Origin of the sequence: Caproicibacter fermentans, assembly GCF_014303955.1 — a bacterium.
In the GTDB taxonomy this organism is placed as follows: Bacteria; Bacillota; Clostridia; order Oscillospirales; family Acutalibacteraceae; genus Caproicibacter; species Caproicibacter fermentans.
This window is the reverse complement of record NZ_CP060286.1, coordinates 2241397-2255580: the sequence shown is the minus strand read 5'-3', so window position 1 is coordinate 2255580 and position 14184 is coordinate 2241397. Positions and strand designations below refer to the sequence as shown.

Sequence of the window (14184 nt, the reverse complement as noted above, 5' to 3'; positions counted from 1 at the left end):
GGGCGGCGTTATGACGTTATGATTCAAGCGGCACGCGGACTCCAAACAGTTCGATCGATTCGATCTGTTCCGCGTCGACCAGGGTTCCGAAGCTGCCGGAAAACTCAAAATCCCCGCCGGGCCCCCCGCTTCCGCCGATTTTATTTTTGTCCTCCGTCACGACGGAACCGTCTTTCAGAAAGAGCTTGATTTCCGTGTTTGGAGAGAGCGCTTTTCTTCCGCCCTCCGCGCAGGTTCCCGAAAAGGAGATCGACAGGTCGGAAACCGTGATGCTCTGAAACGTGACATGCAGCCCGTCCGGAGTCGTATAGCTTTTAGCCGGATGGAAGGTCCGCGACGTGTCGGCAAACGAGAGCGTGAACGGAATGTCCCATTCGCCGGGAAAACGGACCAGCGTTTCCGATTTGAAATTCCGGGCAATCCGGTAATGGTCCAGATCGTCCGCCGTGCAGTCATCGGCCAGGCGGTTGTCGTCCATCCTCAGGTCCAGCGCGAGAACGATCCTTCCGTTATTCAGGGCAAGTTTTCGGTCGGTATCCTCTTTCACCGCCTTTTTGTATGCTTTTTCACTGTCGAAGCCCACGTGTTCCACGCCGTTTCCGGTGATGATCTCGTCAAAGAAATCGACCGGGTTTCCCGTTTCCGTGTTCTGGAAGCAAAGCTGCTTCAGCGCGGACGCCTCCGAGTCGCTGCCGGGCGTGATGCTGAGATAGAGCAGGTCCTGCTGACAGCCGTATTCCCCGGTTTTGTGGAACCCGATGTTGTCAACGTAGGAGCCGGGGTATTGGTCGGAAAACCGGACGCGCTGCTTTCCCGCCGGAATGGTCCAGCTGGGAGCGGTCAATGATTTGTCCGCATAAACGTCGAACAGCCCCGTTTTCAGAAAGTTTTCCGGCCGCTCCGGGTTCATCTTCCGGTACAGCTCCCCAAGGTTTTGACAGAGGAACCCGGCGTCCTCGCAGGAATCCACCTCGTCGGTGAAATCCTTGAGCGACAGCGTCACCTGTTTGCCGTTCTGCCCTGAAAAATCCCCCTGTGCAATCGCTTCAAACTGCGCGGTATCCTCGACGGAGGCGTCGTCCGTGCGAAAAGCGTGGCAATTAACGCTTTTTGAGCCCACGGCGAGAGTCGCCTCCGCAAAGCCGCTGCGCGGGAGCTGCGACCTGCGGTACGCGGTGGATACCTGAAGCGGCGCGGAATCCGTGCTCTTTACCGTGAAGTCGATATATATTCTCCGGTTGTCGCACGCCGTCCGGTTTACGGTGACCGAAAGCCCGCTTCCCTGCGCGGATTTTTGAACCGTTTTGCCCACGGCGGCGTTCACCGGCGCGGGGACGGAAGAATCGAGCGTCTTCTGGTAAATCGGCCCCGAAAACGGCGCGAACTGCCCAATGCCGTAGCCGACTACGGTGACGGAACCGAGCGCAAGCAGGGCGCAGACCGGAATCAGAATGCCCCAGCGGGTTTTTCCGCGGCGCGGCGTTTTCCGCATCGCCTTTCTTGTGCGGTCGAACAGGTCATTTGGAATGGGCCGGAGATCGGCTTCCCTTTTGTATTCGCTCCGAAAACTCCTCATATTCTTCTCCTTTCTCAAGATCGCGCTTCAAAAGCTCCCGGGCCCGGCTCAGCCGTTTCGCCGCTGCCGAATAGCTGATTTTTAACGCGCGGGCGATCCCATCAATCGGCAGATCCTCGTAATAAAACAAATGAATCACGGTGCGGGATTGGACCGGCAGCCGCATGACGCAGCGATAAACGTCGGAGGATTCGTCCTTCTCCCGGTCCGGAAGCTCTCCGTCCGGAGGAAAAGGCTCCTCCCGGCGCCGGAGGATCTTTTTCCACAGGCTGCGGGTGCAGTTGACGGTTGCGTGAAGCAGCCACGCTTTCAGATGTTCCTCGTCCCGGCAGCGCGGCGCGAAGCGGACCAGGCGCAGGAAGACCTCCTGAAAGACGTCTTCGGCATCGGCAGGGTTTCTTGTTCTGGCAAGCGCGAGCCGGTACACCATGGTTCCATACTGCTCCAGCGCCGCTTCCGGTTCCATTGTAAACCCCATCCCCTCGACCTCCTTTCACCCGTAACACCGCCCGAACCTTGTAATCTTGACAAAAAAGTCAGGCCGCCGGATTTTTTCCCGGCGGCCCGCGTTATCTTCCCCTGTGCTTTTCTTTTCGCTTTTGCTGCCGCAGCTCGAACTTCCGCTGCTCTTCGGCCTCTTTTATTGCCCTGGTTTTTTCTTTTCGTTTCTGTTTGCCCTGTTCCTGCAAAAGCTTGAAAGCCTGCTGTGCCTTTGTGCCGGCGCCGGAATCCGCGACCTGCCGCTGAATCTGCCGCTGCATCCGTTTGGGATTGACTTTCGTTTTTTCCTGTCTGCCGGCTGTAACGCGGGGACTGAAGCGCAGGCGGTTCCAGTTTTTCAAAAAGAAATCGTACACGTCGCTGTCCTTCGGCTCGGCGCCGAACACGACCCGGGCAGCCTGCAGTTTTCCGTCCGCGGTGCGTTCGTAAACCGCCGCCCAGAACGGGTCGTCGAAAAAAACGGTCAGTTTGATGGATCTATCCATAGGAATCCTCCTAATTTCTGTGGGAGCAGGGAACGGACAACCTAGGAGGAGGGTTACTGACGGCGGTCCGCCGCGCCCGGACTACCAACCGGGGCTGTGTTTTTATCCCTGCCCATAACGATGATTTTCTATTTAATCCGCCGCAAGCGAATTTAAATACTCGAGGACGGAATCGGACGTCTGAAAAGAAAAGGTTAAGAACTGTTCCGGAAGCTTCAGGCTTTTTACAGCGTTCGAAGAGATCTTCACCTGAATGGCGCTGCTGTCCGCGAAAGTGGTCAGACGGTAAATCTCTTCGGGGTCGCCGCCGCTTACGGCGGAGTTTTTATAGACGACAAAAACAGAATTCGGACTGGAATCCGCCCCCGGGGAGTTTGAGCTGCTTTCCGTTTCCGTGGCGGCCTTGGCGAGATCGGACGCCGTCTTTTTCACAAATTCGGCCAAAACCGTCCGGTCGTCGATCGTCCGGATCAGGTGGCTGTCGTCGGCGGCGAGCACCTCAATTTTCGCGATTTTCTGGTTCTCAAACTGAGAATGAAGCAGATCGGCGGAGCTTTCCAGATCGCCGGCGGAAATTCCGGTGGCGTCCGAAACGGCCGAGCAGCCGCCGAACAGGAGCAGGGCCGCCGTGCAGAACAGCAAAATTGCTTTTTTCAAATGCGTTTTAATCACCTCGCTTTTTGATTTTATGATCTTGGGGGACAGTGCCCCCCAATACACAAAAGGGGGCACCCGGCCCAAATAAAAATTTGAAGCACAGCGCTGCGGCCGCGAAAGGAACGCCTTGCCCCAAGGCAGCGCACAGCGCGAAAGACTTTGTCTTCTTGAAAGAGATTGGAAACAGAGGTATAATATACCGGAAAAAGTGCGGTGTTGAACTGCAAGACTATGATACACTCTCACATCATTTTTGTACAGGAAAAGCCTGCTTCCATGCGGGCGGCCGGGAGCAGGGAGGAATCCCTGCGGACAGCGTGATGCAGAACTTCCACGGGCGGCCCGCCAAAAGGGGCGGCACGGCTTTGGGCCGGGCGGATGAGCGTGGATGCGGCGATGCGCTGCCCCTGTTAATCTGGAACGGAGGCGTTTGCCATCAAGAGGGAAAATCGCGCGGGACTTCCGCTTATTTTGGCGGCTTTTCTGATCTTTTTGTCGACGGGCTGTGACAAAATATCCATTCCGACGCGGTTTTCGCCGCCGCGGGCGTCTTCCGCCGCGTCCGGCTCCGCGCCGGGCGCTTCCTCTTCGGCTTCTTCGGCGGCGCCCTCGTCGGAATCCCTCGACACGGTCATTCCGAACGACGACTCCGGAATTCCGGACAAAGCGTTTTACAAGGCGGTTTTGGAGACAAAACGGCAGGACGGCAAGACGCCCGTGGACGAAAACGGGGACGGGAAGCTGCAGGCGGGCGAGGCGCGTGCCGTGCCCTATGCCGCGCACTGGGAACGGAAGGGAATCCGGTCCGTTCAGGGGGTGGAATACCTGAGCGCCGTTGAAATCCACCTGGAGCACAACAAGGTAAGCGACCTTTCTCCGCTTGTAAAACGCGCGCGCGCCGCAGCCAAATCGGATTTAATCAGCGTGTATCTGAACGGCAACCGGGTGACCGGCCTGTATTCCCTGACCGCGCCGATGCTGCTTTTAAACTCGGCGGGTCTGCTGTTCGACCATCTGGACCTGTCGGACAATGAAATAACGGATTTGTCGCCGCTCGGATTACTGAAAATAACCGGAATCAAATATCTGAATCTGAGCCATAATAAAATCGCCGGGATCGACGCGCTGAGCGGCGCGATGTTCGAGGTTCTGGACCTTTCGTACAATCGGATTGAAAAAGTCGGTGCGCTTCATACCGACGTGATCTATCTCGATTTGTCGCACAACCGGATCGCAAGCGTCCAAAGTCTTTCGGGGAAATTCCTCACGCAGCTCTATTTGTCGGACAACGCCCTGACGGATTTAGACTTTCTTCGGGATATCCCGGGCGAGGGAACCAGCGGAAAAGGGCTTCTTTGTTTGGACGCTTCCGATAACCGCCTTGCTTCGCTTCCGGATTTTAAAGGCTGGGGCTGGACGAATCTGTCCCCGGAAAAACAGGACGGCGCCTATCAGGTGGATTTTCGCGGCAACCGCCTGGCGGAGAAAGAATTGAAATCAAAGCTGCCGGAAGCGTTCCTTACGGCGAAAGGGGCGGAAGAGGACGGCGCGAAATGGCTCAAAGAGCAGGTCGGAAGTCAGAAAACCGAGTGAAAAAGACCTGCCGATCGGAATCGAAAAGCTCCGGACAGAGACAGCGCTGGCCGGAGCTTTTTTATGAGCCGGCTCTGCGGAAAGAAAAAAGATGCAGGAACAGCAAAAACAGCAAAAGCAGAATTCCGACCAAGACCAGGGTCAGGAGCAATCCGTAGTCAATATGGGAGAACGCCGGCTTCGGCGTGAGTTTTTCCGACGGGTAAAGCGAGAACGTCAGATCGCCGTCCGGCAAAGACCCGAGCTTCGCCGAGTAGGACCCATTCTGTGAACGGGTCATCGGGATGCTGCTTTTTACCAGGTACGGCGCTTTCTGCGGCGGAATGACCCGGATGCTCAGATTTTGAAACCCGGCCCAGCTTTTCGCCGGGCTGAGCAGGTAGCCGTAGGAATATACCGGCGAGGCGGTTTTCTCCGAATTCATCGCGCCGCTCATCGGGTACCGGACGGAAACCCGCCGCGTGCCGTTCGCGGGGAACGGCACTTCATAGGTTAAAACCAGAATGCGCTGTTGATCGAGAAAGCCATACAGCTCTCCGTCGCCGAACGCGACCAGGGAGCTCCCGGCGGCCCGCAGCGCCGCGCTTGTCAGCGCGGAGAGAAAATCCTCCGTCGGGTATGCCTGATAGACCTCGGTCCGTTTCAGCTTTTCCCGCAGGAAAGAGTCGGCGTCCTGTTTTTCTTCCGTAACGTTCACGTCGTCGTCGGCTTTCTGCCTGCACTCCCCGTCTTGATAAGCCGCAACCTCCGGCTTCGACACATCGCCGAATACCAGCACGGACATCTCGCCGCTCTTCGCGTCCGACCAGCCGGTCAGGTGAATTCCGGAGCCGGTTTGGGAAAAGCCGCCGACTCCGGTGGTCAGCAGCGCGGCGTTCTCTCCCAGTGCCTGAAGGTCGGCCTTCAAATGGAAATTCCCCGCGCAGCGGAAGCGGTACAGAGTCCCCTGCCCGCTCAGCGCTTCCGGCGCGGCGGGAGGTGCGGACACGGAGCGGAGAATCTCCTGAAAGGAGGGAAGGTTCGTCTTTTGAAGCGCCCCTTCCTCCGTGAAGTAGTAGTCGGAGACTCCTCCCCTCGGCTTTTCCCCGCCGACTGAAATCCGGAACGGCAGGTCTTTGCCGTCCGCCTGAATCTGGATTTTCCCCAGCCGCGGCAGGTCGGAAAGGCTTGCGATCAGCGGGAACGCCATCTGCACGTTCCGCGCTTCCGCAGTCGGATTTTTCATTCGGTACTGTGCGGTGACCGTTGCCAGGGGGCTGAAACCGGAGTGTTCCTGCCCGGCAAAGTCGAAGGAAAGGTCCTCCTCCGTCACCGTAATCGGGCAGTCCGAGAGCGGCGTGACCGAAAAAGACGGGGAGGTCTCCCAATGGGAGGGCCCGGAGTTGGCGGAAACCGCCGCCGGGGACAGAACGATCAGCGAGGCGCACAGAACTGCCGCGCAGAGACGTTTCAAAAAAATCCCTCCTAGTCAGATCGGCGGCGTCAGGCCTTTTTCAGCACCTTTTCGATTTCACCGATGAAGACGCTGTGAAAATCGTTTTCCTTGTAGTTCTTTTCCCGAACCGCGGGGTCGATAAAGCAGTCCGGCTTTAGCTCCTGCCTGTAAAGCTTGCGGCAGATGAGGACGAGCTTCGCTTCTTCAAAGTAGGGAGCGTTTTCCGTAAAGACGGGGGTCAGGCCCGCCGCCTTGATCTTGTCGCCGTCCCGGCCGGAGTGGCTGCCGCAGTAGTTGAGCGCGGCGCGGCGGGATTCGTCGAGCACGCAGAGCGAATAATGGGATTCGCGGTTCAAAAACTCCAGCGTGTAGCGGGTCGGGCGCACGTATAGGGTTGAAACGTTTTTATTCCATAAAATGCCGAGGCCCCCCCCAACTGGCGGTCATGGTGTTGCACTGTTCCGCGCTGCCCGCGGTAATCAGCATCCATTCCTTGTCGATCATGGTGAACGGGTTGAACTGAAGTTCCGAAATCGGAATTTCCTGAAACATAATGGTTCCTCCTTTTCAGATGCCCGGCTCGGCCGGGCGGCGTTTTTTCGGTGAGCGGATTTTTGATTCGCTGCTGTTATTTTATCCCATTTTTTTAGGAATCGCAACCGAAGTTCCAAGAATCGGGGAATGTAAAAATTATCCTGAATATTACATGTATTTTTATTCAATCCGACAAAATGAATAAATATGCAAAATTGGCTTGATTTCCTGTATAAACGGCGTATAATGAAACTCAGAAAGAAAACGGAACAACGGAACTCGAGAAAAGGTGGCTGTGCGCAATGGAACATAAAATCAAAAAGGTAGTGCTGGCGTATTCGGGCGGTCTGGATACTTCGATTATTATTCCGTGGCTGAAGGAAAACTTTGACGGCTGCGAGGTTATCGCCGTGGCGGCGGACGTCGGGCAGGGCGCGGAGCTTTCCGGCCTGGAGGAAAAAGCCAAGAAAACCGGCGCCTCCAAGCTGTATATCGCGGACCTGAAAAAACAGCTGGTCGAGGATTACATCTGGCCGACGCTGAAAGCCGACGCGGAATATGAGGAAAAGTATCTGCTGGGCACGTCGTTCGCGAGGCCGCTGATCGCAAAGCGGCTGGTGGAGATTGCCAGGGCCGAGGGCGCGGACGCCATCGCGCACGGCTGCACCGGCAAGGGCAACGACCAGGTCCGGTTTGAGCTGGCCATCAAGGCGTTTGCCCCGGAGATGAAAATCATCGCTCCGTGGAGAATCTGGGACATCAAGTCCCGCGACGAGGAAATCGACTACGCGGAAGCGCACGACATTCCGCTGAACATTACAAGGGAAACCAACTATTCGAAGGATAAAAACCTGTGGCATCTCTCGCACGAGGGCCTCGATCTGGAGGATCCGGCAAACGAACCGCAGTACGACAAGATTCTGGAGCTCGGCGTTTCGCCGGAAAAGGCTCCCGACAAGCCCGCCTATGTGACCGTCACGTTTGAAAAGGGCGTTCCGGTCAAGGTGGACGGCGAAAAGCTCTGCGGCGTGGACTTGATCGCGAAGCTGAACAAGGTCGGCGGCCAGAACGGCATCGGCATCATCGACCTGCTGGAAAACCGGCTGGTCGGCATGAAGTCCCGCGGGGTGTACGAAACCCCGGGCGGCACGATCCTGTACCACGCGCACCGCAAGCTGGAAGAGCTTTGCCTCGACAAGGACACGTTCCACTTTAAACAGATTGTCGGTCAGAGATTCTCCGAGCTGGTTTACGACGGCAAATGGTTCACCCCCGCTGCGCGAGGCGCTCTCCGCTTTTGTGGATTCCACTCAGGAAACCGTAACCGGAGACGTCAAGCTGAAGCTTTACAAGGGCAACATCATCGACGCGGGCGCCGTTTCGCCGTATTCGCTCTACAATGAAGAAATTGCGACGTTCAGCGAAGACCACGTCTACAATCAGGCGGACGCGGAAGGCTTTATCAACCTGTTCGGCCTGCCCATCGCGGTTCAGGCGATGAAGAAGCAGAAGGACCAAAAATAAAAAGAGAAGCAAAAAGGACGATATTCCGAAAGGGGAACGGCCCCGTAACACGGCGCGCGGCGCGCGCGGCGGGGCCGAACCCTTCCTTTTATTTCTGATTTGTGTGAGGGGGAAGCTTTTTTGAAGCTTTGGGCGGGCCGGTTCCACAAGGAACTGGACAGCAAGGTCAATGATTTCAACTCCTCGATTTCTTTTGACAGCCGGATGGCGGAGGAGGATCTTGAGGGCAGCATCGCGCACGCGGCCATGCTGGGCGAGTGCGGCGTGATTCAAAAGGACGAGGCGGAAAAAATCCGCGGGGGCCTAACCGGAATCCTCGCGGATTTCAAGAGCGGGACGCTTTCCATCGACCCGCAGGCCGAGGATATCCACACCTTTGTGGAGGGCGAGCTTACCGCCCGCCTGGGCGACGCGGGCAAGCGCCTGCACACCGCGCGCAGCCGGAACGATCAGGTTGCCGTCGATTTGCGCCTCCACCTGAAAAAGCAGTGCGCGGGGCTGAAAAACCAGCTGAACGGGCTGATTCGGGTGCTGTGCAAAAAAGCGCTGGAGCACAGCGGCGACGTGATGCCGGGCTACACCCATATGCAGCGAGCGCAGCCCATTACGTTCGGGCATCACCTGATGGCTTACGCCGAGATGTTCCTGCGCGACGCGTCCCGCCTGGAGGACGCGGTGAAACGGATGGATTTCTGCCCGCTCGGTTCCTGCGCGCTGGCGGGGACGACCTATCCCATCGACCGGGAGCGCACCGCTTCCCTGCTCGGCTTCTCCGGCCCGACGCAGAACAGTCTGGACGGCGTTTCCGACCGGGATTTCTGCCTGGAGCTTGCTTCCTGCATCTCGATTGCAATGGTGCATCTCTCCCGTTTTTCGGAGGAAATCGTCCTCTGGTGCTCCTGGGAATTTAAATTCATCGAGCTGGACGACGCGTTTTCGACCGGGTCGAGCATCATGCCGCAGAAAAAGAACCCGGATATCGCGGAGCTGGTGCGCGGCAAGAGCGGCCGGGCCATCGGCGACATGACGACGCTGTTTGCAATGATGAAGGGCCTTCCCCTTGCCTATAATAAAGATCTGCAGGAGGACAAGGAAGCGATTTTCGACGCGGTCGACACCTTAAAACTCTGCCTGACGGCGTTTACCCCGATGATTGACACGATGAAGGTTCTGCCGAAAAACATGCGCGCCGCCGCGGCGAAGGGATTCATCAACGCGACGGACTGCGCGGATTATCTGGTCGGAAAGGGGATGCCGTTTCGCACCGCGTACAAAATTACGGGCGAGCTGGTCGCGGAATGTATTGAGCGGGGCCTGACGCTCGAAACGCTTCCGCTTGAGGAGTATAAAAAGCGGAGCGAACTGTTTGATAAATCCGTTTACGACGCGATTTCGCTGGAGCGCTGCGTTAACGGCCGGAAGGTTCTCGGCGGCCCGGCGCCGAAGAACGTGGAGTTTCAGGCAAACCGGGTTTTAAAGCTGCTGGAGGGAACAGAAGATGATTAAGGCCGGAATCGTCGGAGCGACCGGATACGCGGGCGCGGAGCTGGCAAGGCTGCTTTCGCAGCATCCGCAGGCGGAACTGGCGGCGGCGAGCTCCGTCAGCTTTACCGGGCAGCGCCTCAGCGAAATTTACCCGGCGTACTACCAGCTCTGCGATATCGTCTGCGGCACGCAGGAAGAGGCCGTTGAAAAAAGCGACGTCGTGTTCGCCGCCCTGCCGCACGGCCTTTCACAGGAGCTGGCCGCGGAGTGCTTTGAACAGGGAAAAGCGTTTATCGACCTCGGCGCGGACTTCCGCCTGAAAAACGAGGAAGACTATCAAAAGTGGTACAACGGCACGTTCGCCCACCCGGAGCTGCACGGGCAGGCGGCCTACGGCCTGCCGGAGCTGTTCCGCGACGAAATCAGGGGAAAAAAAATCGTTGCGAATCCGGGCTGCTTTACCACGGCGGTGCCGCTTGCGCTGGCGCCGGCGCTGGCCGGCGGATTCATCGAGTACAAAGGGATCGTCGCGGACTGCAAGACCGGCGTGACCGGCGCGGGGCGCGGCCTGACGCAGAACACGCATTTTGCGGAGCTGAACGAAAGCTGTTCGGCTTACAAGGTGGCGAGCCACCGGCACAATCCGGAAATGGAGCAGTCCCTGCGGCGGATCTCCGGTAAAGACGTGACCGTCACGTTTGTGCCGCATCTGCTGCCGGTGAACCGGGGAATCCTCGCGACCTGCTACGCGCGGCTGAAAGACGGCGCGACGCCGGACGAGGTGCGAGCGGCGTATGAGAAGCAGTATGCAGGCGAGTATTTTATCCGGCTTCTGCCCGAGGGCAAAGCCGCGGACATCAGGAACGTCCGCCTGTCGAATTTCTGCGACATTTCTCTTCATTTTGACCCGCACGACTCCATGCTGATCGCGATCTCCGCGATCGACAACATGGTCAAGGGCGCGGCGGGGCAGGCGGTGCAGAATATGAATCTTCTGTTCGGGCTTGACGAAAAGACCGGCCTGACGGCGATTTCTCCCGCGTTCTGAGTGCCTTTTTGGACGCAAAGCGTCTTTCGCGCTGCGTGCAGCGCGGCACGCCCCCGGCACCTGTCAAAGGGAAAAGCGATGTTCTAAAGCCCACTGCTTCTCATTGGCGACGGGGCTCCGGAGAAAAGCCACTGCTTTATGAGAGGGCAACTGTAAGTCATTAGCTTGCCTTGACTCAAGCCGTCGATATTCCAATCTCATTCATCTTAGAAAACTTGCTATTACGCCTGTGGATTCTCTATGCGCTGCAACAGTTAACTTTAGCAACTGACAATTCTCTGTATGCTTTCTAACTAAGCACGCAGGGAAAGAATGGGACCGTCAATGAAAAGCACAACACTTGAGAATTGGAGCGGGTCCCTTGACAGGTGCCGGGGGTGTAGGGGGGACGGTTAGGTACCTTCCTCGACGGGAAGTTGAAGTCCCCTAACTATTACTTTCTCATAGCCCCCAGTTGAGGGTTCCTAAGTTGAGAACAGAGATTTATTTCTTTCTGTTTCTAAGGCTCAAGGCCGCGTAGCGCGATAGACGCTTTGCGTCCCTGTCCGGCCTGAGGACAGAGAGAAAATTAGAAAAAATTAGGGTTAAGGGGCACCTTGCCCCAGAAGAACAACAGCTGTGTGCGTTATTCTGATTGGAAAATCACTCTTGTTTTGTGGCAGAATCGAAAAAAACAGAGAAAGGGTGTTGACCATGTGGTTTTGGCAGAGAACCGAACTCTGGCTGGGGTATTCCATGGAGGAATTCAACCGGCTGCGCCGAATCCTGGATCAGAATGGGATCGAGTATGATTACAGAATCAGGGACCGCATCAAAATGGACCCGTTCGGCTCGGAGCGGAGGATCAACTCGATGGCGCGCATGGGCGAAAACCCCGCCTATCGGAAGAGGTACTATCTCTATGTGAACAAAGAGAATCAGGAGTACGCCCGGCATCTTATCAGCGATTCACCAAAGGAACAGTGATTGAAAAAAAGTTCCTGAATTTAATTCCTGAAACGGCGGAGAAAACATCCTCCCGCGCGGGCAGGATCAACACGGGAGGCTGAAAAAATGGCAATTCAGTTTGTGGAGGGCGGCGCGACCGCCGCGCGGGGGTTCACCGCGTGGGGAATGCACTGCGGCATTCGGAGAAACACGTCGAAACCGGACCTTGCGATGATCTGTTCGGCGGTGCCGTGCAGCGCCGCGGCGGTTTACACGCAGAATCTGGTCAAAGGCGCGCCGATTCTGGTGACGAAAGAACATTTAAAGGACGGTACCGCCCGCGCGGTGATCGTCAACAGCGGCAACGCGAACACCTGCAACGCGGACGGGGTGGAAAAGGCGGAGCGCATGTGCCGCGCGGCGGCAAAGGCGCTCGGAATCAGGGAGGACGACGTGATCGTGGCTTCCACCGGGGTCATCGGCGTGCCGCTGCCGATCGAACCGATTGAAAACAGCGTTTCGCAGCTTGCCTCCCTGCTGTCGAAGGACGGCTCGCTCGAAGCGGCGAAAGCAATCATGACGACCGACACCGTCGTCAAAAACCTCGCGGTGAAATGCACACTCGGCGGGAAAACCGTGAGGATCGGCGGCATTGCGAAGGGCTCCGGCATGATTCACCCGAATATGGGAACCATGCTCTGCTTTGTGACGACGGACGCGGCGGTCTCCGCCCCGGTGCTGGATACGGCGCTGCGCGCGGCCGTGGACAAAAGCTTCAACATGGTCAGCGTCGACGGGGATACCTCCACCAACGACACCTGCGCCGTGATGGCCTCCGGTTTAGCGGGAAATCCGGAACTCACAAAAGCGGAAGGCGAGGATTACGAAATCTTTGCCGGGGCGCTTCTGGAGCTGTGCACCGCGCTTGCGCGGATGCTTGCAAAGGACGGGGAAGGAGCCTCCCGTCTGCTTATCTGTACGGTGACCGGAGCGAAGGACGAGGAAAACGCAAAGAAAGCCGCAAAGGGAGTAATCTGTTCCAGTCTTGTGAAAGCCGCGATGTTCGGCGCGGACGCGAACTGGGGCCGCGTCCTCTGCGCCGTCGGATACTGCGGGGCCGAAACGGACGTTGGCAGAGTCGACGTTTCTTTCGCTTCAAAAGCCGGCGGGCTTTCGGTTTGCGAAAACGGCGCGGGGATTCCGTTCAGCGAGGAATTGGCAAAAAAAGTCCTTTCGGAGGACGAGGTTACCATCCTCGTAAAACTCCGCGACGGGGACGCGCGGGCGACGGCGTTCGGCTGCGACCTTACTTACGACTATGTAAAAATCAACGGCGACTACCGCACCTGACCGGCCGGACCATCCGGTCGGGACGCGCCTGCGGCGTTCAAGGCTTTCAAAATCTTCAAGCGCCCGTCGAGTTTCGTCCTCATGGACGGTCCAAAGAGGAGCCTGATTACTGTTTTGCCGAACGGAACGAAAAATACTCTGCCTGTGAAATTGAGGGGCAGAAGGGAGCGGCAACCCGCCGCGAGACAGGAGACAACGCATATGCAGATCTCAAACACGGACCGGGCTCAGGTGCTGGTGCAGGCCCTGCCGTACATCCAGACTCACGCCGGCAGAACCATTGTGGTGAAATACGGCGGCAGCGCGATGGTCGATGAAAAGCTGAAAGACGCCGTCATGAGCGACATTGTGCTGATGCAGCTGATCGGCATCCGCGTGGTCGTGGTGCACGGCGGCGGCAGGGAAATCAGCGCGATGCTCGGGAAAATCGGCAAGGAGAGCCGCTTTGTGGGCGGGCTGCGCTACACCGACCGTGAAACCATTGATATCGTCCAGATGGTGCTGGCCGGCAAGGTCAACAAGGACCTGGTGCAGCTGCTGGAACGGCACGGCGGGCGCGCCATCGGGCTTTGCGGGCTGGACGACGGGCTGATGACCGCGAAAAAGCTGGACGGGGGCGAAGACCTCGGCTATGTTGGGGAGATTACGAAAATTAACCCGGCGGTGATCCATCACGCGACGGAAAACGGGTATATCCCGGTCATTTCGACCGTCGCGGGCGGCGGGAACGGAGAGGTTTACAACATCAACGCGGATATCGCGGCGGCCCGGATCGCGGCGGAGCTGCGGGCGGAAAAGCTGATTCTGATGACCGACGTTCGCGGCCTTCTCTGCGATAAAAACGACGAGACCACGCTGATTCCCGTCGTCAATGTCAGCGACGTGCCGAAGCTGCGGAATCAGGGGATCATCAGCGGCGGAATGATTCCCAAAATCGATTGCTGCGTGGACGCCGTGCGACGAGGAGTCGAGCGCGCCCATATCATCGACGGTCGAATTCCCCATTCGATCCTGATTGAACTGTTTTCCGATGAGGGGATCGGAACCATGATGTACTAGGACGGAGGGA

At 57.5% G+C, this 14184-nt stretch carries 12 protein-coding genes and 2 pseudogenes; 8 read left to right on the top strand and 6 right to left on the bottom strand.

From position 1 onward, the window contains the following. Positions 1–16 precede the first annotated feature (16 nt). The 4 genes from HCR03_RS11085 to HCR03_RS11070 form a co-directional block, all read right to left on the bottom strand. Positions 17–1576 (bottom strand): DUF4179 domain-containing protein, encoded by a 1560-nt coding sequence (locus HCR03_RS11085; protein WP_187034246.1) that lies wholly within the window; start codon positions 1574–1576, stop codon positions 17–19. Further along, positions 1518–2054: an RNA polymerase sigma factor gene (locus HCR03_RS11080; RefSeq protein WP_187034245.1), complete on the bottom strand. Its 537-nt coding sequence runs from the start codon at positions 2052–2054 to the stop codon at positions 1518–1520. Before HCR03_RS11080 ends, HCR03_RS11085 begins: the two co-directional genes overlap by 59 nt. 91 nt (positions 2055–2145) lie before the next feature. After that, positions 2146–2562: a YjdF family protein gene (locus HCR03_RS11075; RefSeq protein ID WP_187034244.1), complete on the bottom strand. Its 417-nt coding sequence runs from the start codon at positions 2560–2562 to the stop codon at positions 2146–2148. A gap of 132 nt (positions 2563–2694) precedes the next feature. After that, positions 2695–3219, bottom strand: a complete 525-nt coding sequence (locus HCR03_RS11070) for a hypothetical protein (RefSeq protein ID WP_187034243.1) — start codon at positions 3217–3219, stop codon at positions 2695–2697. 320 nt (positions 3220–3539) lie between these two features. Here HCR03_RS11070 and HCR03_RS11065 point away from each other — a divergent pair, with 320 nt between their 5' ends. Both HCR03_RS11065 and HCR03_RS11060 read left to right on the top strand, forming a co-directional pair. Continuing rightward, the gene (locus HCR03_RS11065) at positions 3540–3728 is read left to right on the top strand and encodes a hypothetical protein (protein ID WP_187034242.1); all 189 of its coding nucleotides are present in this window, start codon (positions 3540–3542) and stop codon (positions 3726–3728) included. Then, positions 3691–4812 carry a leucine-rich repeat domain-containing protein gene (locus tag HCR03_RS11060; protein ID WP_187034241.1) on the top strand — a complete coding sequence of 374 codons (1122 nt, stop codon included), beginning with the start codon at positions 3691–3693 and terminating at the stop codon, positions 4810–4812. Before HCR03_RS11065 ends, HCR03_RS11060 begins: the two co-directional genes overlap by 38 nt. A 61-nt stretch (positions 4813–4873) precedes the next feature. On the opposite strand, the gene HCR03_RS11055 is transcribed toward HCR03_RS11060, so the two are convergent. Further along, the gene (locus HCR03_RS11055; protein ID WP_187034240.1) at positions 4874–6265 is read right to left on the bottom strand and encodes a hypothetical protein; all 1392 of its coding nucleotides are present in this window, start codon (positions 6263–6265) and stop codon (positions 4874–4876) included. 29 nt (positions 6266–6294) lie between these two features. Beyond that, positions 6295–6799, bottom strand: a pseudogene (locus HCR03_RS11050) (flavin reductase family protein). 284 nt (positions 6800–7083) lie between these two features. On the opposite strand from HCR03_RS11050, the pseudogene HCR03_RS11045 reads away from it, so the two are divergent. From HCR03_RS11045 to argB, 6 genes and pseudogenes are all read left to right on the top strand, one after another. Continuing rightward, positions 7084–8305 (top strand): annotated as a pseudogene (locus HCR03_RS11045) (argininosuccinate synthase). A 120-nt stretch (positions 8306–8425) separates the two neighbouring features. Next, positions 8426–9811: an argininosuccinate lyase gene (gene argH / locus HCR03_RS11040; protein WP_187034239.1), complete on the top strand. Its 1386-nt coding sequence runs from the start codon at positions 8426–8428 to the stop codon at positions 9809–9811. Then, positions 9804–10838 carry an N-acetyl-gamma-glutamyl-phosphate reductase gene (gene argC, locus HCR03_RS11035; protein WP_066645811.1) on the top strand — a complete coding sequence of 345 codons (1035 nt, stop codon included), beginning with the start codon at positions 9804–9806 and terminating at the stop codon, positions 10836–10838. Before argH ends, argC begins: the two co-directional genes overlap by 8 nt. Positions 10839–11531: 693 nt before the next feature. Then, complete coding sequence (locus tag HCR03_RS11030) at positions 11532–11804, top strand: hypothetical protein (protein ID WP_139104080.1); 273 nt, start codon at positions 11532–11534, stop codon at positions 11802–11804. 87 nt (positions 11805–11891) lie between these two features. Continuing rightward, positions 11892–13115: a bifunctional glutamate N-acetyltransferase/amino-acid acetyltransferase ArgJ gene (argJ, locus tag HCR03_RS11025; protein ID WP_066645816.1), complete on the top strand. Its 1224-nt coding sequence runs from the start codon at positions 11892–11894 to the stop codon at positions 13113–13115. A 201-nt stretch (positions 13116–13316) separates the two neighbouring features. After that, positions 13317–14174: an acetylglutamate kinase gene (gene argB / locus HCR03_RS11020; RefSeq protein WP_187034238.1), complete on the top strand. Its 858-nt coding sequence runs from the start codon at positions 13317–13319 to the stop codon at positions 14172–14174. Positions 14175–14184 lie beyond the last annotated feature (10 nt).

Bases quoted from the DNA above. Each gene is read 5' to 3' on its own strand.
- argB (WP_187034238.1), top strand. From the start codon at position 13,317: ATGCAGATCTCAAACACGGACCGGGCTCAGGTGCTGGTGCAGGCCCTG.
- HCR03_RS11080 (WP_187034245.1), bottom strand. From the start codon at position 2,054: ATGGGGTTTACAATGGAACCGGAAGCGGCGCTGGAGCAGTATGGAACC.
- argJ (WP_066645816.1), top strand. From the start codon at position 11,892: ATGGCAATTCAGTTTGTGGAGGGCGGCGCGACCGCCGCGCGGGGGTTC.
- HCR03_RS11075 (WP_187034244.1), bottom strand. From the start codon at position 2,562: ATGGATAGATCCATCAAACTGACCGTTTTTTTCGACGACCCGTTCTGG.
- HCR03_RS11030 (WP_139104080.1), top strand. From the start codon at position 11,532: ATGTGGTTTTGGCAGAGAACCGAACTCTGGCTGGGGTATTCCATGGAG.
- HCR03_RS11065 (WP_187034242.1), top strand. From the start codon at position 3,540: ATGCAGAACTTCCACGGGCGGCCCGCCAAAAGGGGCGGCACGGCTTTG.
- HCR03_RS11085 (WP_187034246.1), bottom strand. From the start codon at position 1,576: ATGAGGAGTTTTCGGAGCGAATACAAAAGGGAAGCCGATCTCCGGCCC.
- argC (WP_066645811.1), top strand. From the start codon at position 9,804: ATGATTAAGGCCGGAATCGTCGGAGCGACCGGATACGCGGGCGCGGAG.